Annotated in this window: 19 protein-coding genes; 6 read left to right on the top strand and 13 right to left on the bottom strand. The window is 69.0% G+C overall.

Going from position 1 to position 21,647, the window contains the following annotated elements; all coding sequences use genetic code 11:
- Positions 1 to 99 precede the first annotated feature (99 nt).
- The gene (locus tag ACEJ41_RS07490) at positions 100 to 546 is read left to right on the top strand and encodes an Hsp20/alpha crystallin family protein (RefSeq protein WP_374011672.1); all 447 of its coding nucleotides are present in this window, start codon (positions 100 to 102) and stop codon (positions 544 to 546) included.
- 134 nt (positions 547 to 680) lie between these two features.
- Positions 681 to 1,556 carry a DnaJ C-terminal domain-containing protein gene (locus tag ACEJ41_RS07485; protein WP_374011671.1) on the top strand — a complete coding sequence of 292 codons (876 nt, stop codon included), beginning with the start codon at positions 681 to 683 and terminating at the stop codon, positions 1,554 to 1,556.
- Between the two features lie 13 nt (positions 1,557 to 1,569).
- Here ACEJ41_RS07485 and pilH read toward each other — a convergent pair whose 3' ends face one another.
- Positions 1,570 to 1,962: a twitching motility response regulator PilH gene (pilH, locus tag ACEJ41_RS07480; RefSeq protein ID WP_374011670.1), complete on the bottom strand. Its 393-nt coding sequence runs from the start codon at positions 1,960 to 1,962 to the stop codon at positions 1,570 to 1,572.
- A 234-nt stretch (positions 1,963 to 2,196) separates the two neighbouring features.
- On the opposite strand from pilH, the gene ACEJ41_RS07475 reads away from it, so the two are divergent.
- On the top strand, positions 2,197 to 3,093 hold the full coding sequence (locus tag ACEJ41_RS07475; protein WP_374011669.1) for a family 16 glycosylhydrolase: 897 nt from the start codon (positions 2,197 to 2,199) through the stop codon (positions 3,091 to 3,093).
- On the opposite strand, the gene ACEJ41_RS07470 is transcribed toward ACEJ41_RS07475, so the two are convergent.
- The 11 genes from ACEJ41_RS07470 to ACEJ41_RS07420 form a co-directional block, all read right to left on the bottom strand.
- On the bottom strand, positions 3,090 to 4,088 hold the full coding sequence (locus ACEJ41_RS07470; RefSeq protein ID WP_374011668.1) for a YhdH/YhfP family quinone oxidoreductase: 999 nt from the start codon (positions 4,086 to 4,088) through the stop codon (positions 3,090 to 3,092). The genes ACEJ41_RS07475 and ACEJ41_RS07470 overlap by 4 nt on opposite strands.
- 81 nt (positions 4,089 to 4,169) lie before the next feature.
- Positions 4,170 to 4,763 (bottom strand): TIGR00730 family Rossman fold protein, encoded by a 594-nt coding sequence (locus tag ACEJ41_RS07465; RefSeq protein WP_374011667.1) that lies wholly within the window; start codon positions 4,761 to 4,763, stop codon positions 4,170 to 4,172.
- A gap of 84 nt (positions 4,764 to 4,847) precedes the next feature.
- Positions 4,848 to 4,991: an MFS transporter gene (locus ACEJ41_RS07460; RefSeq protein WP_374011666.1), complete on the bottom strand. Its 144-nt coding sequence runs from the start codon at positions 4,989 to 4,991 to the stop codon at positions 4,848 to 4,850.
- 29 nt (positions 4,992 to 5,020) lie between these two features.
- A complete protein-coding gene (lpdA, locus tag ACEJ41_RS07455; RefSeq protein WP_374011665.1) occupies positions 5,021 to 6,472 on the bottom strand; it encodes a dihydrolipoyl dehydrogenase in 1,452 nt (483 codons plus the stop codon).
- A gap of 162 nt (positions 6,473 to 6,634) precedes the next feature.
- Complete coding sequence (gene sucB / locus ACEJ41_RS07450; protein WP_374011664.1) at positions 6,635 to 7,837, bottom strand: dihydrolipoyllysine-residue succinyltransferase; 1,203 nt, start codon at positions 7,835 to 7,837, stop codon at positions 6,635 to 6,637.
- 39 nt (positions 7,838 to 7,876) lie between these two features.
- Complete coding sequence (locus tag ACEJ41_RS07445) at positions 7,877 to 10,705, bottom strand: 2-oxoglutarate dehydrogenase E1 component (RefSeq protein ID WP_374011663.1); 2,829 nt, start codon at positions 10,703 to 10,705, stop codon at positions 7,877 to 7,879.
- A 237-nt stretch (positions 10,706 to 10,942) separates the two neighbouring features.
- Positions 10,943 to 11,845, bottom strand: a complete 903-nt coding sequence (locus ACEJ41_RS07440) for a GNAT family N-acetyltransferase (protein WP_374011662.1) — start codon at positions 11,843 to 11,845, stop codon at positions 10,943 to 10,945.
- On the bottom strand, positions 11,842 to 13,077 hold the full coding sequence (locus ACEJ41_RS07435; protein ID WP_374011661.1) for a JmjC domain-containing protein: 1,236 nt from the start codon (positions 13,075 to 13,077) through the stop codon (positions 11,842 to 11,844). The genes ACEJ41_RS07440 and ACEJ41_RS07435 overlap by 4 nt, the downstream gene beginning before the upstream one ends.
- A 114-nt stretch (positions 13,078 to 13,191) precedes the next feature.
- Entirely contained in the window at positions 13,192 to 14,127 is a 936-nt protein-coding gene (gene bla, locus ACEJ41_RS07430; RefSeq protein ID WP_374011660.1) for a subclass B3 metallo-beta-lactamase, read from the bottom strand.
- Between the two features lie 48 nt (positions 14,128 to 14,175).
- The gene (purB, locus tag ACEJ41_RS07425) at positions 14,176 to 15,546 is read right to left on the bottom strand and encodes an adenylosuccinate lyase (RefSeq protein WP_374011659.1); all 1,371 of its coding nucleotides are present in this window, start codon (positions 15,544 to 15,546) and stop codon (positions 14,176 to 14,178) included.
- A gap of 76 nt (positions 15,547 to 15,622) precedes the next feature.
- A complete protein-coding gene (locus ACEJ41_RS07420) occupies positions 15,623 to 17,335 on the bottom strand; it encodes a long-chain fatty acid--CoA ligase (protein WP_374011658.1) in 1,713 nt (570 codons plus the stop codon).
- Positions 17,336 to 17,438: 103 nt separating this feature from the next.
- On the opposite strand from ACEJ41_RS07420, the gene ACEJ41_RS07415 reads away from it, so the two are divergent.
- A complete protein-coding gene (locus ACEJ41_RS07415; RefSeq protein WP_374011657.1) occupies positions 17,439 to 17,885 on the top strand; it encodes a hypothetical protein in 447 nt (148 codons plus the stop codon).
- Between the two features lie 118 nt (positions 17,886 to 18,003).
- Here the strand turns inward: ACEJ41_RS07415 and acnA are convergent, their stop codons facing one another.
- The gene (gene acnA, locus ACEJ41_RS07410) at positions 18,004 to 20,784 is read right to left on the bottom strand and encodes an aconitate hydratase AcnA (protein WP_374011656.1); all 2,781 of its coding nucleotides are present in this window, start codon (positions 20,782 to 20,784) and stop codon (positions 18,004 to 18,006) included.
- Between the two features lie 211 nt (positions 20,785 to 20,995).
- On the opposite strand from acnA, the gene ACEJ41_RS07405 reads away from it, so the two are divergent.
- Both ACEJ41_RS07405 and ACEJ41_RS07400 read left to right on the top strand, forming a co-directional pair.
- A complete protein-coding gene (locus ACEJ41_RS07405; RefSeq protein WP_374011655.1) occupies positions 20,996 to 21,196 on the top strand; it encodes an AbrB/MazE/SpoVT family DNA-binding domain-containing protein in 201 nt (66 codons plus the stop codon).
- Positions 21,193 to 21,591 carry a type II toxin-antitoxin system VapC family toxin gene (locus ACEJ41_RS07400; protein WP_374011654.1) on the top strand — a complete coding sequence of 133 codons (399 nt, stop codon included), beginning with the start codon at positions 21,193 to 21,195 and terminating at the stop codon, positions 21,589 to 21,591. Before ACEJ41_RS07405 ends, ACEJ41_RS07400 begins: the two co-directional genes overlap by 4 nt.
- Positions 21,592 to 21,647 lie beyond the last annotated feature (56 nt).

Genomic DNA, 21,647 nt, shown 5'->3' with positions numbered 1-21,647 from the left:
ATCGCGGTGGCGTGGTGGCCGTTGAAAGCGGCCGGTGCACGCCCAATCTGGCGTTCATGGCCGCGACATCGGCGGCCGGTCACTCAGGAGAATCCAGACATGACCATCGTCCGTTACAACACGTTGGGAAACATCCCGGGGCGCAATCTGCAGGAACAGGTCACGCAGGTGTTCGAACGCTTCTTCGGCGACGCCGCCGGCGACCAGTCCGACGTGGTGACCAGCCAGTGGGCGCCGCGCGTGGACATCCGCGAGGAGGCCGATCGCTTCGTGATCCTGGCCGACATCCCCGGCGTGGATCCGAAGGACATCGAGGTGCAGATGGACAAGGGCATCCTCAGCCTCAAGGGCGAGCGCGCCAGCGAACAGGATGAGGGTGCCCAGGTCTCGAGGCGTGAGCGCGCCTGGGGCAGCTTCTACCGCCGCTTCGCCCTGCCCGACAGCGCCGACCCGGATGGCGTAACCGCCAGCGGCCGCCATGGCGTGCTGCGGATCGACATCCCCAAGCGCCCGCAGGCCACGCCGCGCCGGATCCAGGTGCAGTAGGTCGCACCGTCCGGCGGAGCCTCCAGGAACGGAGCCTTTAGAATCACGGCCCGTGGCGCCCGCGTCACGGGCCGTTGCGGTTCCTGCGCCGCGCACCCATGTCGCGCGGCCTTTTTCCGAGGGATGATGAGCGGATGGAATTCAAGGATTACTACGCGATCCTGGGCGTGGAGCCTGGCGCAGGCGAAGCCGAGATCAAGTCGGCCTACCGGCGCCTGGCGCGCAAGTACCACCCGGACGTGAGCAAGGAGCCCGACGCCGAGGACAGGTTCAAGGCGGTGGGCGAGGCCTACGAGGCGTTGCGCGACCCGGCCAAGCGTGCGGCCTATGACCAGTTGCGCGCGCGCGGCTACCGGCCGGGGCAGGAATTCCATCCCCCGCCGGGTGGGTTCGACGGTGCCGGTTTCGATTTCGACGAGGTGTTCGGCGAGGCCGGTGGCCGTGGCGGCGGTGGGTTCAGTGATTTCTTCGAGAGCATCTTTGCGCGCCAACGTGGTGCCGGCCCGCGTGGCCCGCAGCCGCGCGGCGACACCCGGGCCCGGCTGGCGGTACCGCTGGAGGTGGTGTATCGCGGCGACAGCGTGCGCATCACCCTCAATGGGCGGCAACTGGAAGTGAAGGTGCCCAAGGGCATCCGCGCCGGACAGGCGATCCGCCTTGCCGGGCAGGGCAACGGCGGCGGCAACCTGCTGCTGGAGATCGAATACCTGGCCCATCCACAGTTCGAGGTGGACGGTCGCAACATCCTCCACACCCTGCCGGTGCAGCCGTGGCAGGCGGCGCTGGGTGCCACCCTGAGCGTGCCCACCCTGGGTGGCGCGGTGGAGTTGAAGATCCCCGCCCAGTCCGATTCCGGGCGCCGGCTGCGGCTGCGCGGGCGCGGCCTGCCAGGTCCGGCCAGCGAGCCGGCCGGTGACCAGATCGTGGAACTGGAGGTGCAGGCCCCATCCCCGGCCACCGACGCGCAGCGCCAGGCCTACCGCGAGCTGGCGCGGGCCTTCGGCGAGTAGCCGCGGATGCGGCTCAGGCCGCGGTGGGTGGCGGCTCGTCGCCTTCGCTGAGCAGGCGGTCGATGAGTTCGGACAGGTCGGACTCGGCGAACGGCTTGGTCAGGTAGGCGCGCGCACCCTGGCGCATGCCCCACATGCGGTCGGTGTCCTGGTCCTTGGTGGTGACCAGGACCACCGGGATGGAGCGGGTGGTGCTTTCGCGGCTGAGCGTGCGCGTGGCCTGGAAGCCATTGAGGTTGGGCATCACCACGTCCATCAGGATCAGGTCGGGGAGCTCGGCCTTGGCCACTTCCACGCCGGCCGCCCCGTCCTCGGCGGTGAGGGTCTCATGGCCCAGCTTCTCGATGATGCGCTGGATGCCGAGCAACTGCGACGGCGAGTCGTCGACGATGAGGATGCGTGCCATGTGGATGTCCCCCGGGTGTCTTGCCTGACCGCGGAGTGTAGCGGTCGCCCGCGGCGGCCGGAAGCCTTTCGCAAGCCCGGCGCGTGGCGGCCGGACACGCGTGCCATCCGGGGTGTCGTGCGGTGCCGGCGTGGCGTCGTCGCCGCGGTTCCCGTTGCGGCGCAGCATCCTCGCATCCGTGGGCCGGCCTAGAATCGCTGCGCTGCGCATCGGCGGCGTCGAAGGGAGAGGAATATGGGTGGATCCGACGGCCGGAGCCGGGCCCGGGGTGCGCAGGCGCTGCTGGCGCTGGTGGCCCTGGTGGCGTGCCATGCCCATGCAGGTGATGCTGCTGCAGGTGATACCGCTGCGGCGGCGGACGCCACGGCAACGTCATGGGTCTTCGCCGACACGCCGGCCTGGCAGGACGAGTTCGACTACGAGGGCATGCCAGATCCTGCGCGCTGGAGCCATGATGTCGGCGGCGACGGCTGGTACAACAACGAGCTGCAGTACTACACCGACCGCCCGGCCAATGCCTTCGTCAGCGACGGCCTGCTGACCATCGTCGCCCACCGGCAGCGCGCGGGGAAGCGCCGCTTCAGTTCGGCGCGGCTGGTCACGCGCGGCAAGGGTGACTTCCTCTACGGCCGCATCGAAATCCGCGCGCGCTTGCCGGTCGCCCGCGGCAGCTGGCCCGCGCTGTGGATGCTGCCAAGCGATGATCGTTACGGGCACTGGCCGCGCTCGGGCGAGATCGACATCATGGAGCACGTGGGGTTCGATCCCGGCGTGGTCCACCAGACGGTGCACACCCAGGCGTACAACCACCGCATCGGCACCCAGCGTGCCGCGCAGAAGCGGATGGAGACGCTCAACACCCATTTCCACCGCTACCGGGTGGACTGGACCCCGGACCATATCCACGGCTTCATCGACGATGAGCCGGTGTTCGCGTTTGCCAATGAAGGCACCGGTGTGGACGCATGGCCTTTCGACCAGCGCTTCCATCTGCTGATGAACCTGGCCGTCGGCGGCGACTGGGGCGGCGCCAAGGGTGTGGACGAATCCGCCTTCCCGATTTGGATGGAGGTGGACTACGTGCGCGTGTATCCGCTGGAGAACGCGCCAGACCCGGATGCGCGGCCTTAATCCAGCCGGATCACCGTGCGCCCCAGCGCGCCGCCGGCGAGCATCCGCTCGAAGATGTCGGGCAGGTCGTGCAGGGTGGCCTCGCGGGTGCAGATCTGGTCCAGTTGCGCCGGCTTCCACGCGTCGGCGAGCAGCGCCCAGATGGCGTCGCGGATGTCGCGGGCAGTGCCGGCCGAGCCGATGCCCAGCAGTGACACGCCGCGCAGGATGAAGGGCATCACGGTCAGCGCGTCCAGGCTGGCCGACCCCGCCAGGCCGGCGGATGCCACGTTGCCGTAGGGGATGGTCTGGGCCAGCAGGCTGACCAGCATCGGCCCGCCGGCGTTGTCCAGGCCGCCACCGAAGCGCGCTGATTCCAGTGGCCGTGCCGTGCCCAGCACCTCACGGCCGAGGACCTGGCTGGCGCCCAGTGCGCGCAGGTAGTCAGCCTGTTCGGGTTTGCCGCTGATGGCGTGCACCTCGTAGCCGGCCTTGCTGAAAATCGACACCGCCATCGAGCCGACGCCACCGGTGGCGCCAGTCACCGCCAGCGGCCCCATGTCCGGGTGTTGCCGGTTCTCGCGCAGGCGGTACAGCGCCAGCGCGGCGGTGAAGCCGGCGGTGCCCAGGATCATGCTCTGGCGCAGGTCCATCCCGCGCGGCAGCGCCACCACCCACTCGGCGGGCAGGCGCGCATAGGTCGAATAGCCGCCGTCGCGCGATTCGCTCAGCCCGCAGCCGGTGACCAGCACCGGATCTCCCTCGCGGAACTTCGCATCGGTGGATGCCACCACGTGGCCGGCCACGTCGATGCCGCCGACCAGCGGGAAGCGGCGCAGGATCTTGCCCTTGCCGGTGCCGGCCAGCGCATCCTTGTAGTTGACCGAGGACCATTCGGCGCGGATCACCACCTCGCCGGGGGCCAGGTCGTCCAGTGAGACCTGCTCCACGCCGCTGCGGTAGCCGGCGGCATCGTTGTGGATGCGGAATGCGGGAAACGTGGCGGGAATGACCATGGCGGCGTCCTGTGATGCGATGCATCGATTGTCCCATGCGCTTCCCGCGCCTGCCGCCGGACAGGGCGGGGATGGGCCGGTTCAGCGCATCACGTTGCGGTGCGCTTCATTGATCGCCTTGCCCACCTGCACTGGCGTGTACCCGCGCATCCACGCCAGCATCCGGTCGATATCGCGGCCGTACCAGAGGTCCGCGCGCTGGTCCGGATGCAGGAAGCGCTCTTCGACCATGCGGTCGATCATCCCGATCAGGGGCGCGTAGAAATCCTCGATGTCGAGGAAGGCGCAAGGCTTGCTGCCGATGCCGAGCTGGCGCCAGGTGAGCATCTCGAAGATCTCCTCCATGGTGCCGAACCCGCCGGGCAGGGCGACGAACGCGTCGGACAGCTCGAACATGCGCATCTTGCGCTCGTGCATGGAGCCGACGATCTCCAGCTCGGTCAGGCCCTTGTGCGCCACTTCCCAGTCGGCCAGCTGCTTGGGGATCACCCCGGTGACCTGGCCGCCGGCCTCCAGTACCGCGTTGGCCACGGTACCCATCAGCCCGATGCTGCCGCCGCCATACACCAGGCGCAGGCCGTCGCGGGCGATGCGGTCGCCCAGGGCGATGGCGCGTTCGGCATAGGCCGGCTTGCTGCCGGCGTTGGAGCCGCAATAGACGCAGATCGAGCGCATTCCAGCTCCGTGTCAGTGCATGGCGCCCGCCTGCTGCGGGCGTGGGCGATCCTGCTCATCGGGCAGCCCGGGTGCAGCCTCGCCTCAGTCCGGCTTGCGGTTGCGTCGCCAGATCGCAAAGCCCAGCACGATGAAGGCCACGCCGACGGTGCTGAAACCCGGCCGGCCGCCCTGGATGGCACCAATGATGAAGAGGATGCCGGCGCCGGCATACAGCGCCGCAGTCACGTGGGGAGGAAGCCCGCGCAAGGCCAACCTCAGTTGGCCTTGTGGATGGCGCGCTTGTCCACCGCCATGGCCGCGTCGTGGATCGCCTCCGACAGGGTCGGGTGGGCGTGGCAGATGCGCGCCAGGTCGTCGGCCGAGCCGCTGAATTCCATGGTCAGCACGCCCTCGTGCACCAGCTCCGAGGCATTGGCGCCGATGATGTGCAGGCCCAGCACGCGGTCGGTCTCGGCATGCGCGATCACCTTGGCGAAGCCCACCGGCTCGGCCATGGCCACCGCGCGGCCCACCGCGGCAAACGGGAAGCTGCCGGTCTTGTACGGCACGCCCTCGTCCTTGAGCTGCTGCTCGGTCTTGCCGACCCAGGCGATCTCCGGCGAGGTGTAGATGACGTAGGGAATGGTGTCCAGGTTGACGTGGCCCGGCAGCCCGGCGATCAGTTCGGCCACCGCGATGCCTTCCTCGAAGCCCTTGTGCGCCAGCATCGGCCCGCGCACGCAGTCGCCCACCGCCCACACGCCGTCCACGCCGGTGTGGCAGTGCTCGTCCACCACGATCTGGCCACGCTCGTTGAGCTGCACGCCGGTGCCCTCGGCCAGCAGGCCCTTGCTCGCGGCGCGGCGGCCCACCGCCACCAGCAGCCTGTCCACGACCAGCGCCTGCTCGCCCTTGGCATCGCTGTAGGCGATGGACACTTCCTTCTTCTTGCCCTTGCCCGCGCCCTTGGCAGCCACGACTTCGGCCTTGGAGACCTTGGCGCCGAGCTTGATGTCCAGGCCTTCCTTCTTGAACTCGCGCGCGGCCAGCTTGGCCACCTCGGCGTCGGCGGCCGGCAGGAAGTCGGGCATCGCCTCAAGGATGGTCACCTCGGCGCCCAGGCGGCGCCACACGCTGCCCAGTTCCAGGCCGATCACGCCGGCGCCGATCACCGCCAGGCGCTTGGGCACGTCGGTGAAGTCCAGCGCGCCGACGTTGTCGACGATGTTCTCGCCGTCGAACTTGGCGAACGGCAGCTCGATCGAATCCGAACCAGCGGCGATGATGACGTTGGTGCCCTTGAGCTCGACCTCGCTGCCGTCGTGTTGCTTCACCTTCACCACGTTGCCCGGCTGCAGCTGCCCGAAGCCGTAGTACGCGGTGACCTTGTTGGCCTTGAACAGCATGGCGATGCCGCCGGTGAACTGCTTCACGATGCCGTCCTTGCGGGCGACCATCTTTTCCACGTCGATCGCCGCATCCTTGAAGCTGATGCCGTGCTGGTCGAACTTGTGCAGCATGTTCTCGTACTGGTGGGTCGAGTCCAGCAGCGCCTTGGAGGGCACGCAACCCACGCGCAGGCAGGTGCCGCCAAGGGCGGGCTTGCCGTCCTTGCCAAGTGCGGCGTCGATGCACGCGGTCTTCAGGCCCAGCTGCGCGGCACGGATCGCGGCGTGATAGCCGGCCGGGCCGGCACCGATGACGACGACGTCGAATTGTTCAGCCATTTCCAGTTCCTTTGCCGTTCGCTTCGCGGCCGTGCAGGCCTTGCCGAAGCTGCCCCGAGGGGGCGGAAGAAGTGCGGCAGGGGTGGCGGAACCGGGTGCTGCGGGTGGTCCGCCAGGCCCTGACGAAAACCCCTCCCCGTGCGGAGAGGGGTCCGGGAGTGCTTACAGGTCGAACAGGATCCGGCTCGGGTTTTCCAGCTGGTTCTTGATGTCCACCAGGAACTGCACCGCGTCCTTGCCGTCGATGATGCGATGGTCGTAGGACAGGGCGATGTACATCATCGGCGCGACCACGACCTGGCCGTTCTCGGCAATCGGGCGCTCCTTGATGGTGTGCATGCCCAGGATCGCGCTCTGCGGCGGGTTGACGATCGGCGTGGACATCAGCGAGCCGAAGGTGCCGCCGTTGGTGATGGTGAAGGTGCCGCCCTGCAGGTCTTCCAGGCTGAGCTTGCCGTCGCGCGCCTTCTTGGCGTACTCGGCCACGCCCTTTTCGACGTCGGCAAAGCTCATGCGCTCGGCATTGCGCAGCACCGGCGTCACCAGGCCGCGCTCGGTGGACACCGCGATCGAGATGTCGGCATAGCCGTGGTAGATGATGTCGTCGCCATCCACCGAGGCGTTGACCGCCGGGAAGCGCTGCAGCGCATTGGCCGCCGCCTTCACGAAGAAGCTCATGAAGCCCAGCTTGATGCCATGGGCCTTCTGGAAGTCCTCCTGCAATTCCTTGCGGGTGGCCGCCACCTGGGCCAGGTTGACCTCGTTGAACGAGGTCAGCATGGCGATGGAGTCCTTGGACTGCATCAGGCGCTCGGCGATGCGCTTGCGGATGCGGGTCATCGGCACGCGCTCTTCCGGCCGTGCGCCGCCGGCCTTGCCGACGCCACCGCTGCGGGCGTACTCGAGGATGTCCTGCTTGGTCACCGCGCCGCGGCGGCCGGTGCCTTCGACCTGCGACGGGTCGATGCCTTCCCTGGCGGCGGCGAAGCGCGCGCCCGGCGGCAGCGCAGCGCCGGAGGTGCTGGCAGCGGCCGGCGCGGCGGCCTTGGCCGGGGCCTCCGCCTTCGGGGCGTCGGCCTTCTTTTCCTCGGCCTTCTTTTCCTTGGCCGGGGCGGCCTCGGCGACGGCGCCTTCCTCGATGATCGCCAGGATCTGCTGGCTGGTCACCGTGTCGCCTTCGGCGAACTTGATTTCCTTGAGCACGCCGTCCACCGGCGAGGGGACTTCAAGCACGACCTTGTCGGTTTCCAGGTCCACCAGGTTCTCATCGCGCTTGACCGCGTCGCCGGCTTTCTTGTGCCAGCCGGCGATGGTGGCGTCGGAGACGGATTCGGGAAGGACCGGAACTTTGACTTCGGTGGCCATGGGGCGTCCTTGATGCGTGGGTCGTGGAGCGAAATGGGGTTACTCGGCGACGAACTGGTTGCCGGGCGGGTTGACCAGGGCGTCGGCGACCAGTTGCTGCTGCTCGGACACGTGCTGGGCGAAGTGGCCGACGGCCGGGGAGGGCGAGCGGCTGCGGCCGGCATAGCTCAGGGCCTGGCCCTTGGCCAGGCAGGCCTGCAGGTGGTGCTTGATCTGGTACCAGGTGCCCTGGTTCTGCGGCTCCTCCTGGCACCAGACCACCTCGGTGGCCTTGGGATACTTCTTCAGCTCGGCGGCCAGCAGCTCGCGCGGGAACGGGTAGAGCTGTTCGATGCGGACAATGGCCACGTCGTCCTGCTCGCGCTTGCGCGCATCTTCCAGCAGGTCGTAGTAGACCTTGCCCGAGCACAGCACCACGCGCTTGACCTTCTTCGGCGTGGCGGCCGCGTCCGGGATCAGGTGCTGGAACTGGCCGTTGGCCAGTTCGTCCAGGGTCGACACGGCCAGCTTGTGGCGCAGCAGCGACTTGGGCGACATCACGATCAGCGGCTTGCGCGTGCTCATCTTCATCTGCCGGCGCAGCATGTGGAAGCACTGGGCCGGGGTGGTGGGCACGCATACCAGCATGTTGTCCAGCGCGCACAGCTGCAGGAAGCGCTCAAGCCGGGCCGAGCTGTGCTCCGGGCCCTGGCCTTCGTAGCCATGCGGCAGCAGCAGGGTCAGGCCGGAGATGCGGCCCCACTTGGCCTCGCCCGAAGCGATGAACTGGTCGATCACCACCTGGGCGCCGTTGGCGAAGTCGCCGAACTGGCCTTCCCAGATGTCCAGCGAATTGGGATCGGTGGTCGAGAACCCGTACTCGAATGCCATCACCGCCTCCTCGCTCAGCAGCGAGTCGATGATGGTGCACTGCTCCGGGGTTTCCACCAGCTGCCGCAGCGGCATGTAGTAGCTGTCGGTCTTCTGGTCGTGGAGGATGGCGTGGCGGTGGAAGAACGTGCCGCGACCCGAATCCTGCCCGACCAGGCGCAGGCCGTGGCCCTCGGCCAGCAGGGTGGCGTAGGCCAGGTTCTCGGCGAAGCCCCAGTCGCCCGGGATCGTCCCGGCCACCATCCTGGCGCGGTCCTCGTAGATCTTGGCCACGCGCGGGTGCAGCACCACGCCTTGCGGGACGGTGTTGATGATCCTGGCCAGCTGCGACAGCGTGGCCTTCTTGACCCGCGTGTCCACCGCATCGGAGAGGCTGCCGGACAGGTACTGCGACCAGTCGATGGTCAGCTCGTAGTCCTCCGGCTTGGAGCCGGCCAGTTCGGTGGTCACTTCGCCCGCATCGAGCTTGGCGCGGTAGCCCTCCACCAGCGCCCTGGCATCGTCGGCGCTGATCACGCCGGCTTCTTCGAGCCTGGCGGCATACAGCTCGCGGGTGGTCGGGTGCTTGCGGATGGTCTGGTACATCAGCGGCTGGGTCGCCGCCGGCTCGTCGGCCTCGTTGTGGCCGTGGCGGCGGTAGCACACCAGGTCGATGACCACGTCCTTCTTGAACTGCTGGCGGAACTCGTAGGCCAGCTTGGCCACGAACACCACCGCTTCGGGATCGTCGCCGTTCACGTGGAACACGGGCGCGCCGACCATCTTGGCCACGTCGGTGCAGTACAGCGTGGACCGGGCATCGTCGCGGGCGCTGGTGGTGAAGCCGATCTGGTTGTTGACTACCACGTGCACCGTGCCGCCCACGGCAAAGCCGCGCGCCTGCGACATCTGCAGCAACTCCATCACCACGCCCTGGCCAGCGAAGGCCGCGTCGCCGTGGATCAGGATCGGCAGCACGCGCTTGCGCTCGTTGTCGCCGCGGCGCTCCTGGCGCGAACGCACCGATCCGGCAACCACCGGATTGACGATCTCCAGGTGCGACGGATTGAAGGCCAGGGCCAGGTGCACCGGCGCGCCAGGTGTGGCGATATCGGCGGAAAAGCCCATGTGGTACTTCACGTCGCCGGCGTGGGCGCGCTCGTCCTGCTCGAACTTGCCCTCGAATTCGTCGAACAGCTTGCGCGGGTTCTTACCCAGGGTGTTGACCAGCACGTTGAGGCGGCCGCGGTGGGCCATGCCGATCACGATGTCCTTGACCTTGTCCATCCCGGAATGGCGGACCACCGTGTCCAGCAGCGGGATCAGCGAATCGCCGCCCTCCAGCGAGAACCGCTTCTGGCCGACGTACTTGGTGTGCAGGTAGCGCTCCAGGCCTTCGGCGGCGGTCAGCCGCTCCAGCACGCGCTTGCGGGTCTCCACGTTGAGGCCGTAGTCACCGCCGGCCGCTTCCAGGCGCTGGTACAGCCACTGGCGCTGGGTGACTTCGGAAATGTGCATGAACTCTGCGCCGATGGAGCCGGCGTAGGTCGCCTTGAGCCGGGCGAGCAGGTCGCGCAGCTTCATCCGCGGCTGGCCGGCCAGGCCGCCGGTGCTGAACTCGCTGTCCAGGTCGCGCTCGGACAGGGCGTGGTAATCCAGGCCCAGGTCCGGCGGGTTCATCGAAGGGGTCAGGGCCAGCGGGTCGACCTTGGCGCCCAGGTGCCCGCGCGAGCGGTAGGCGGTGATCAGGCGGCCGACGTTGCGCTCGCGCTCGTCGCCGGCGCCGGTGGCGGCATGGCCGTTGTTGGCAGCCTGGCGCGCGGCCTCGGCGACATGGGCGATGACCGCCGAATGCGGCACGTCACCGGCTTCGCGGCCCTTGAAACCGTCGAAGTAGGACTTCCACTTGGGATCGACGCTGTCGGGGGAGACCAGGTACTGCTCGTACAGGTCCTCGATGTAGGTGGCATTGCTGCCGAGTTGCGAAGACTGCGCAAACTGCTTGATTGAGTTGTCCACGATGAGGTCGGGTCTGGGTGGAGGACGGGCCTGCATGGCCCTTGCCCAGCGAAGCGGGCTCGACAGCCTCAAAAGTATAACCCCCAATGCCGCTCGCAGGGCTTGCAGGAAGGGGCGCTGGAGCCGGATCCGGGCTCCGTGTCAGGGCTTGGTTCACACTCCTGCGCCGTGGCCGGGAGGCGTTGGCCCGGCCAGCCAGGCACCTGCGCATCCGGGCCTGCCCGCCCGCGCGCCGGCTCAGCGCAGCGCCCGGTACTCGAGGCAGGGGCGCGAACGTTCCCACGCGCGGTCGAACTCGCGCTGCAGGCGCCGCGCGAGCACCGGCACCCGCGGGCCGCCTTCGCCCAGGAAACGATCACCCAGCGGGCGGAAGCACATGCCGCCGGTGTCGTTGAACGCGTAGGCGGAGCGGTAGCCGATATCCACCGGATCCTCGACCTCGCGGAAGGCGAACGTGCTTGGCAGGCGCTGGGCCAGGGGAAGCAGCGGCGCGTCGTCGCGTTGCGGCGTGCCCGCATCCTGCAGCAGGATGCGCACGCGCCGCTCCCCGGAGCGGACCGCGAACCGGCGCAGCGCCTGCAGCACGTCGGCACGGTCCAGCAGGCCCGGGTCCAGATGATGGCTGAAGATCCCCACGTCGCTGCGCGCGCCGGCGGCCAGCGCCAGCAGCGTTGCGGCGGCGCCGTCGGCATCGGAGAAATGGGTCGGGCCGCGCACGCTCCGGCGCATGTCGCGGTGATCGATCCCGGCTTCCTGGAATGCCGGGCCGAACGGCACGAAGCCGGCGCGCGCATAGAACGGCAGCGCGTGGGCCTGCGCGTGCAGCGACACTTCGGCCCAGTCGCGGCGTGCGGCTTCGGCCAGCAGCGCGTCCAGCAGGGCACTGCCGATGCCGCGCCCGCGCGCGTCGGCAAGCACGGCCATGCGCCCGATCCGTTGCCCGGCCGTCAGCCGCGCGGTCCCCAGCAGGGTGCCATCGGCGGCCAGGGCCAGGACGTGGTGGCTGTCGGCGTCCAGTCCGTCGTCCTCAAGCGCGGGCGGGACCTGCTGTTCGTGGACGAAAACCGCCTCGCGCAGTGCGTGCAGCCGCTCCCGGTCGCGTGCGTAGTCGGCCGCGACGATGGTGTAGTCGGGGGTCATGGGTCCTCTCCCTCGCTGTCGTCATCGTGCTGGATGGCGTAGTGGCCGGCCTGGTGCAGGGCCAGCACCGCCTCGTGCCCGGCTGCCGAGAGCGTGGCCCAGGCGGCCGCATCGATCGCGGCCGCGCCGGCAATCCGGCGCGCGTCGGCCAGCGGCAACGGCATGGCATGCCCGCTGCAATACAGGCTTGCACCACGGCGCCTGCGCCGCCACGCCATCCGCGACCAGGGGTGGCGGCGCAGGGTGGCGCCCTGGGCCAGCAGTTCCTCCACTGCCTGGCGCGGCAGTTCGGCGCCGCAGGGCATCACCTCGCCGGCGGCGCGATAGGTGGTGATGAAGCGGCCGAACCAGTCGCCCAGCCGGTCCGGATCGTTCATGCGGATGGCATTGAGCGCCTCGACCACCCGCTGCATCGCCGCCACGTCGATCTCGTGCGGGTCGGCGGGCACGGCCAGGTCCTCGTCGTGGTAGCGCACGGATTCGTCGGCGTCGAGCAGCACGTCGTCCAGCCAGTCGCCCATCAGCTCCGATGCCGACGGTGCGCGCGTACCGATCGAAAACGTCAGGCAGGGATCCTCGGCCACGCCGTGGTGCGGAACCAGCGGCGGCAGGTACAGCATGTCGCCCGGCCCCAGCACCCAGTCATGGGTTGGCTGGAAGTGCCGCAGCAGCTTGATTGCCACGTCCTCGTGGAAGCCCAGGTCGGGTGCCGGCCGGCCCAGCGCCACGCTGGCGTCGATCTGCCAGCGGCGGTGCCCCAGGCCCTGCAGCAGGAACACGTCGTAGTGGTCGACGTGGGCGCCCACCGAGCCGCCGGTGGCGGCGAAGCTGACCATCACATCGTCGATGCGCCAGCTGGGCAGGAAACGGAAATGTTCCAGCAGTGCGGCCACGTCCGGGTCCCATTTGTCCACGTCCTGCACCAGCAGGGTCCAGTCATGGTCGGGCAGGCCGGGGAAGTCCTCTTCCTGGAACGGGCCGGTGCGTACATCCCAGGCGCCGGTGCTGCGGTCGTGGCTGACCAGGCGGGCCAGGGTGCCTTCCTCGCAGGCCAGGCCGGCCAGGTCCTCGGGCATCAGCGGGGCCTGGAAACCGGGAAACGCGCCGCGCACCAGCAACGGGCGCTTGTGCCAGTAATCGCGCAGGAACGCCTGCGCCGACATGCCCAGCGGCTGCGCGCCGGTGGCCCGGATCTCGAATGGCAGGGCGGCTGCGGACGTCTTGGTGTTCATCGGGGCGGGGCGGACGGACGGGCGCTCATTGTCGCGCATGCCCGGCCGCGTGGCCCGGCCATGCACGCCCAGCATGCTGCACCAGGCGTGCGCGTGCCGCGAACCGCGGCCCGGTCAGTGGCCGGCCGGGTCGGTCGGCTGGTCCGCCTGTTCGCTTGCCAGCCGCCGCTGCAGGCGCTGGCGTGCCTGTTCGGCATAGGCCCGGCACGCGCCGGGGGCCGCCAGTGGCCGGTTGGCGGCCGGGCCGATCCGGGCCCACAGGTCGCTGGCGGCAGGATGCGGGGTGACCAGGATGTCGCAGGGCAGGCCGGCGACCACGTCCAGCGCGTTCAGCACCGTATCCACGTATCCCGGATGGGCTGCCTCGTCGCTGAAGCGCCAGCTGTCATCGGAGATGGTGGTGAGGCTGTCGACATAGGCCAGGTCGACGCAAACGCCATCATCGGCGCAGGAGCGCCAGGTCCAGCTGGTGCCTCCCGGCGCATGCGCAGGCGTGGCATGGGCGGTCAGTTGCAGTGGCCCCAGCGCCAGCACCTGGCCGTGGCCAATCAGGCGGATCCCGCCCGTGACCGGGGCAAACGCTTCCAGCATTTCGAACTGCGGGTCTTCGCGGCTTCCGTTGCCGCGCCACAGCACTTCGGCCGCCGGGGTGCGCGCGACCACGGTCGCGCCGCTGGCCTGCTGCAGGTGGGCGATGCCGGCAACGTGGTCGTGATGCTCGTGCGAACTGCCGATGAAGCGCACGTCCTCCATCCTGAAGCCGAGTGCGCGGATGTTGGCCTCGATCAGGCGGCCGCCGGCAGTGGTGCCGCCATCCAGCAGGATGTGACCCTGCGGCGAGGTCACCAGCAGCGCGGTGATGCCGCAGGTGCCCACGTACCAGGTGCTGCCGTGGATGTGGTGGGGCGCCGACGGCGTATCCCAGCCGGCATCGGCCGGGCAGGGCTCGGCACCCGGGACGGTGGCTGCCTGCGCCGCGCCGGTGCCGAAGCCCGGCAGCAGGAACACGCCGGTCAGCAGGCACGACAGCAGGGCGTGGAATGTGCGCATGGGTGATCCGCAGGCAGGGGGGGGGGGGCTGGCGACGGCAGCGGTGGTTCAGATGGCCCGCGCCAGGGTTTCGGCCAGGCCGGTGTAGCCGGCCGGCGTGAGCGCGGCCAGGCGCGCGCGTGCATCCGCCGGAAGGTCGAGCGAGGCGATGAAGGCGCCCATGGCCTGCGCGTCGATGCCATCGCGGCCACGGGTCAGGGCCTTGAGCTGTTCGTAGGGGTTGGGCAGGCCGTGGCGGCGCATCACCGTCTGCACGGCTTCGGCCAGCACTTCCCAGGCAGCGTCCAGGTCGGCATCCAGGCGCTGCGGGTTCACTTCCAGCTTGCCCAGGCCCTTGGCCAGCGAATCCAGCGCCACCTGGGTGTGGCCGAAGGCGGTGCCCAACGCGCGCAGCACGGTGGAATCGGTGAGGTCGCGCTGCCAGCGGCTGATCGGCAGCTTGGCGCTGAAATGCTCGAACAGGGCGTTGGCGATGCCGAAGTTGCCTTCCGCGTTCTCGAAGTCGATCGGGTTGACCTTGTGCGGCATGGTCGAGGAGCCGATCTCGCCTTCCTTGAGCTTCTGCTTGAAGTAGCCCAGCGAGATGTAGCCCCAGACGTCGCGGGCCAGGTCGATGAGCACGGTGTTGGCGCGGCGCACCGCATCGCCAAGTTCGGCCACGTTGTCGTGCGGCTCGATCTGGGTGGTGTAGGGGTTGAACGGCAAGCCCAGCGACTCGACGAAGCGCTGCGCGAACGCCGGCCAGTCCACGTCCGGGTAGCTCACGGCGTGGGCGTTGTAGTTGCCGACCGCGCCGTTGATCTTGCCGGTCAGCTCGACCGCGGCGATCTGCCGGCGCTGGCGTTCCAGGCGCGCGACCACGTTGGCGATCTCCTTGCCCAGGGTGGTGGGCGAGGCGGTCTGGCCATGGGTGCGCGAGAGCATCGGCTGGCCGGCCTGGGTGTGGGCCAGCTGGCGCAGGGTCGCAGCCACGTTGTCCAGGGTCGGCAGCAGCACCTCGTCGCGCGCCTGGCGCAGCATCAGCGCGTAGGACAGGTTGTTGATGTCCTCGCTGGTGCAGGCGAAGTGGACGAACTCCAGCGCCGGGCCGAGGCCGGCGTCGTCCTTGAGCTGCTCCTTGATGAAGTACTCCACCGCCTTGACGTCGTGGTTGGTGGTGCGCTCGATCTGCTTGACCCGGGCCGCGTCGGCAGCCGAGAACCCGTCGGCCAGCGCGCGCAGGCGCTGCTGCGCGTCGGCGGAGAACGCGGCCAGCTCGGCAATGCCCGGCTCTGCGGCCAGGGCCAGCAGCCATTCGACCTCCACCTTGACCCGGGCCCGGATCAGGCCGTACTCGGAGAAGATCGGGCGCAGGGCATCGACCTTGGCGGCGTAGCGGCCGTCGAGCGGGGACAGGGCGAGCAGGGCGGAATCCGGCATGGCGGGCAACTGGCTGGTGAACGGAGCCGCCTAGTTTAGGCGGTTCTCCGTCCCGACGCCCGGCCCGCTGCCGGCGTCAGTGCTTGGCCGGGGTGGGCGCGGACGCCTGCGCCGGCGCTGGCGCGTCGCGCAACTCCTTGCGCAGGATCTTGCCGACATTGCTCTTGGGCAGCTCGTCGCGGAACTCGATGTGGCGCGGCTGCTTGTAGCCGGTCAGCGCTTCGCGGCAATAGGTCTTGACCTGCTCGGCGGTGAGCGACGGATCCTTGCGCACCACGAACAGCTTGACCGCCTCGCCCGAGCGCTCGTCCGGCACGCCCACCGCGGCAACCTCCAGCACCCCGGGCATCGCCGCGACCACGTCCTCGACCTCGTTGGGGTACACGTTGAAGCCCGACACCAGGATCATGTCCTTCTTGCGGTCGACGATGTAGACGAAGCCCTTCTCGTCGATCCTGGCCATGTCGCCGGTATGCAGCCAGCCTTCGGCATCGATCGTCTTGGCCGTTTCCTCCGGCCGCTGCCAGTAGCCCTTCATCACCTGCGGGCCCTTCACGCACAGCTCGCCGATTTCGCAGTTGTCCAGCAGCTTGCCGTCGTCGTCCTTCACGCACACGTCGGTGGAGGGGATGGGCAGGCCGATGGAGCCGTTGAACTCCTTGATGTCCAGCGGGTTGATGCACACCGCAGGCGAGGTCTCGGTCAGGCCGTAGGCTTCCACCAGGGTCACCCCGGTCACCTGCTTCCAGCGCTCGGCCACCGCCCGCTGCACCGCCATGCCGCCGCCCAGGGTGATCTTGAGCGCGGAGAAATCCACCTCGTCGAAGCCGGGCGCGTTGAGCAGCCCGTTGAACAGCGTGTTGACCCCGGTGATGGCGGTGAAGCGCGTGCCCTTGAGTTCCTTGACGAAGCCGCGCATGTCGCGCGGGTTGGTGATGAGGTGGTTGAGGCCACCCAGCTCCATGAACACCAGCCCGTTCGCCGTCAGCGCGAAGATGTGGTACAGCGGCAGCGCGGTGATGATCACTTCCTCGCCGCGCTTGAGGTCGTTGGCACTGAGCCAGGCCGACGCCTGCTGCATGTTCGCCACCAGGTTGCGGTGGGTGAGCATGGCGCCCTTGGCCACGCCGGTGGTGCCGCCGGTGTACTGCAGGAAGGCGATGTCGCCCGGGTCGATGTCCACCTCCGGCAGCGGGTGGCGCTTGCCGGCCGCCAGCGCATCGGCGAAGCGCACCGCGCCGGGGATGTCGTAGTCGGGCACCATCTTCTTCACGTAACGCAGCACGAAGTTGACGATTGGCCCCTTGGGGAAGCCGAGCATGTCGCCCAGGCCGGTGGTGATGACCTGGCGCAGCGGCGTGTGCGGCAGCACTTCCTGCACGGTGCGGCCGAAGTTGTCGACCACCACGATGGCCGCGGCACCGGAATCGACCAGCTGGTGCTTGAGCTCGCGCGCGGTGTACAGCGGGTTGACGTTGACCACGGTCAGGCCGGCGCGCAGGGCGCCGAAGATGGCGATCGGGTACTGCAGGCAGTTGGGCATCATCAAGGCGACGCGGTCGCCCTTTTTCAGGCCCAGCTCGCCCAGCAGGTAGGCGGCGAACTGCGTGCTCAGCGCATCCACCTGCGCGTAGGTCAGGGTCTTGCCGAAGTTGCGGTACGCCGGACGCTGCGCATGGCGCGACGCCGAGGCGGCGAACACCGCTGCCACCGAGCGGTACTCGTCCGGGTCGATGGTCGCGGGCACGCCTTGCGGATAGCTCTGCAGCCAGGGACGATCCGTACTCATAGCGCATCTCCAGGGGGTCGTTGCCGCATCGTCGCGGTGCGGCCGTGTCGATGCGAGCATACCGTTACGGATGGGAAAGGCGAAAGACGCAGGAGGGCAGCCGATGGCAACGGGATGGAGGCGAGGCCGGTTTGCGGCCGTGGTGGCGATGGCCGTGGCAGTGCTGGCCATGGCCTGCGCGCGGACGCCGCCCGAGCAGCGGCTGCGCGAGCAACTGTCGCAGATGCAGGCGGCCCTGGAGCAGCGCGATGCGCGCAGCTTTATGGAGGGCGTGGCCGAGGACTTCAGCGGCAACGGCGGAATGGATCGTGCTGCGTTGCAGCAGCTGGTGCGTGCGCAGGTGCTGGCCAACGCGAGCATCGGCGTGACCCTGGGGCCGGCCGACGTGCAGTTCCAGGGCGACCGCGCCAGCGTGCGCTTCAGCGCCGTGTCCACCGGCGGCAGCGGGCGCTTCGTGCCCGACCAGGCGGGTGCATGGGAGATCACCAGCGGCTGGCGCGACGAGGACGGACAGTGGCGCCTGTACTACGCGGACTGGAAACGCCGCTGAGCCATCCGCCGCATCGCCATCGCCGACCTCCGTGCCCCTTCGCCGGCAAGGCCGGCTCCTGCACATGCGCCCGAACCCCGCGCGATGCGCGGGGCCGGGCTTCCGCCCGATCTGGAAGTTACGCGGCTTTCCTCGCGGCGAGCTGCCGCAGCACGTACTGCAGCAGGCCACCGTGGCGGAAGTACTCCACTTCCTTGGGCGTGAGCAGCATCACGCTGACCTGGAACTCGACCTTGCTCCCGTCGCCGCGGCGCGCGGTGACGGTGGCGGACTTGGCCGCGCCATCGTCCAGGCCGGTGATGTCGTAGGTCTCGGTGCCGTCCAGGCCCAGGCTCTGCGCGTTCTGGCCATCCTTGAACTGCAACGGCAACACGCCCATGCCCACCAGGTTGGAGCGATGGATGCGCTCGAAGCTGGCCGCGATGACCGCCTTGACTCCCATCAGCAAGGTGCCCTTGGCGGCCCAGTCGCGCGAGGAACCGGTGCCGTATTCGTGCCCGGCGATGACCACCAGCGGCACGCCCGCGGCCTTGTACTTCATGGCCGCGTCGTAGATCGACATCTTCTCCGGAGGGTTGCTGCCGAAGTACAGCGTGTTGCCGCCTTCCTCGCCACCGAAGAACAGGTTCTTGATCCGGATGTTGGCAAAGGTGCCGCGCACCATCACGTCGTCGTTGCCGCGGCGGCTGCCGTAGCTGTTGAAGTCCGCCGGCTGCACGCCGCGTGACTGCAGGAAGCGGCCGGCGGGCGAGTCGGCCTTGATCGCACCTGCAGGCGAGATGTGGTCGGTGGTGATCGAGTCGCCGAACAGGCCCAGCACCCGCGCGCCGGTGACGTCGCTGATGCTGCCCACATCCATGGTCATGCCCTCGAAGTAGGGCGGGTTCTTGATGTAGGTGGAGGACCCGCTCCAGGGGTAGAGCTGGCTGTCGGGCGATTCCATCGCGTTCCAGCGCTCATCGCCGGTGAACACGTCGGCGTAGTTCTGCTTGAACAGTTCCGGGCCCACGGTGGAAGCGATGAGGTCGCCGATCTCCTTGTTGCTCGGCCAGATGTCGCGCAGGAACACGTCCTTGCCGTCGCGGTCCTTGCCCAGCGGCTCGCGGGTCAGGTCGATGTCGACCGTGCCGGCGATGGCGTAGGCCACCACCAGCGGCGGCGATGCCAGGTAGTTCATCTTCACTTCGGGATGGATGCGGCCCTCGAAGTTGCGGTTGCCCGACAGCACCGAGGCCACCGCCAGGTCGTTCTCGGCGATGCCCTTGGACACCGCCGACAGCAGCGGGCCGGAGTTGCCGATGCAGGTGGTGCAGCCATAGCCGACCAGGTAGAAGCCCAGCTTCTCCAGCTCGCCCATCAGCCCGGCCTTCTCCAGGTAGTCGGTGACCACCAGCGAGCCCGGCGCGAGCGAGGTCTTGACCCACGGCGCGGCCTTGAGCCCCCGCGCCGCCGCATTGCGGGCCACCAGGCCGGCACCGATCATCACCGCCGGGTTGGAGGTGTTGGTGCAGGAGGTGATCGCCGCGATCACCACCGACCCGTCATGGATCTGGTGCTGGCAATCGTCCAGGCAGATGGTGGACGCCGGCTTGGCCGCCAGGCGCGCAGCCTGCGGCTGGTCGCCGCCGTCCTTCTCGAAGCGGCTGACCTGGCGGTCGCGCCCGTCCTGGCGGCGCGCGATCAGCGGGCCGACGTTGTCGTGGAAGTTCTGCTTCATGTCCGCCAGCAGGACCCGGTCCTGCGGGCGGCGCGGGCCGGCCAGCGACGGCTGCACCGTGCCCATGTCCAGTTCAAGCACGGACGAATAGCTGGCCTGCGGCGTGCCCGGCTCGTGCCACAGGCCCTGCGCCTTCGCATAGGCCTCGACCAGGGCGATCTGCTCCTCGCTGCGCCCGGACAGGCGCAGGTAGCGCACCGCTTCGGCGTCGATCGGGAAGATGCCGCAGGTGGCGCCGTACTCGGGCGACATGTTGCCGATGGTGGCGCGGTCGGCCAGCGGCAGGTGCAGCAGGCCTTCGCCGAAGAACTCGACGAACTTGCCCACCACCCCGTGCGTGCGCAGCATCTGGGTGACGGTGAGCACCAGGTCGGTGGCGGTGGCGCCCTCGGGCAGTTTTCCGCTCAGCTTGAAGCCGACCACCTGCGGGATCAGCATCGACGACGGCTGGCCGAGCATGGCCGCCTCGGCCTCGATGCCGCCCACGCCCCAGCCCAGCACGCCGATGCCATTGATCATGGTGGTGTGCGAGTCGGTGCCGAACACGGTGTCCGGGTAAGCCCAGGCCTCGCCGTCCCTGTCGCCGGTCATCACCACCCGCGCCAAGTGCTCCAGGTTCACCTGGTGCACGATGCCGGTGTTGGGCGGTACGACCTTGAAATCCTGCAATGCGTTCTGCCCCCAGCGCAGGAAGCCGTAACGCTCCTTGTTGCGCTCGAACTCGATGCGGCCGTTGATGTCCAGCGCCTCGGTGCGGCCGAACGCATCGACCTGCACCGAATGGTCGATCACCAGCTCCGAGGGGATCTGCGGGTTGATCTGCTCCGGCCGGCCGCCCAGCTTGACCACCGCATCGCGCATCGCCGCCAGGTCGACCACGCAGGGCACGCCGGTGAAATCCTGCAGGACCACGCGCGCGGGCATGAAGGCGATTTCAGTGTCCGACTCGGCGCCCGGGTCCCACTTGGCCACCGCCTCGATATGCGCGGGCAGCACGCTCACCCCGTCCTCGTTGCGCAGCAGGTTCTCCAGCAGGATCTTCATCGAGTAGGGCAGGCGGGCCAGCCCTTGCCCGGGCCCGGCGCCGGGATCGAGGCGCTCGGCCAGCCTGGGCAGGCTGGCGTAGGTGTAGGTCTTGCCGCCGACGTCCAGGCGGCTGCGGGTGGCGAAGGAATCACGCATGGGGCGGCTCCTGTGGCTGGTGCGCCGCCAGTCCCGGCGGCGCCGAAGGGGGTGCCGCATTATCCACGGCGGCGGATGAGGCCGGCGTGCCCGGTACTTGCGCGGGACGGTGCGGTCCGGCCGCCATTGTCGCCCCATTTGCCCATGCCGGATTGAGTATGCATGGGAAGGTATGTATCATTTACGCATACCCGATCCCCTGGAGGCTCCCATGGAAGCCACCGTCGCCGAGCGTGGCCAGATCACCCTGCCCAAGGCGGTGCGCGATGCCCTGGGCCTGACCAAGGGCAGCGTGCTCAAGGTCGAGCTGGACGGCAGCCGCATCGTGCTGAGCAAGCACGTGGACGATGCCATCTCGCGGGTGCGCGGCAAGTTCGCGCTCGACGCCGGCACCGGCACGCCGCGTCGATGATCGCGGTCGAAGCACCTGTCCTGGTCGAGCTGCTGGTCGACGGTCCGCGCGCGGACGCGGTCGAGGCCAGCCTGCGCCAGTGCCTGGGCGGTGGCCGCGTGGTGGTGTGCGACGTGGCCCTGGCCCAAGTGAGCGCGAGCCTGCACGACGGGGCCGAGGCCCTGGCCGCGCTGGAGGAGATGGGCGTGCATTTCAATGCCGTGGAGCCCAAGTCGGCGCTGCGTGCCGGCGAAATGCTGCGCCGCCACCGGCAGCGCAGCGAGGCCGGGCGCCCGATCGCCGACTTCCTGGTCGGCGCCCACGCCATGCTCCAGTGCGACGGCCTGGTCACCTTCGACACCGCCTTCCACCGCGACTACTTCAAGGGCCTGAAGCTCATCGTGCCCAGGGCCTGACCTGCTCACTCCTTGCCGGCCCCCAATTGCCTCCCCCTGTTTCGTCCGCCTTTTTT

Origin of the sequence: Pseudoxanthomonas koreensis, assembly GCF_041890415.1 — a bacterium.
GTDB classification, from domain to species: domain Bacteria; phylum Pseudomonadota; class Gammaproteobacteria; order Xanthomonadales; family Xanthomonadaceae; genus Pseudoxanthomonas; species Pseudoxanthomonas koreensis_A.
The sequence above is the reverse complement of the archived record's forward strand: the minus strand, read 5'-3'. Positions and strand labels throughout refer to the sequence as shown.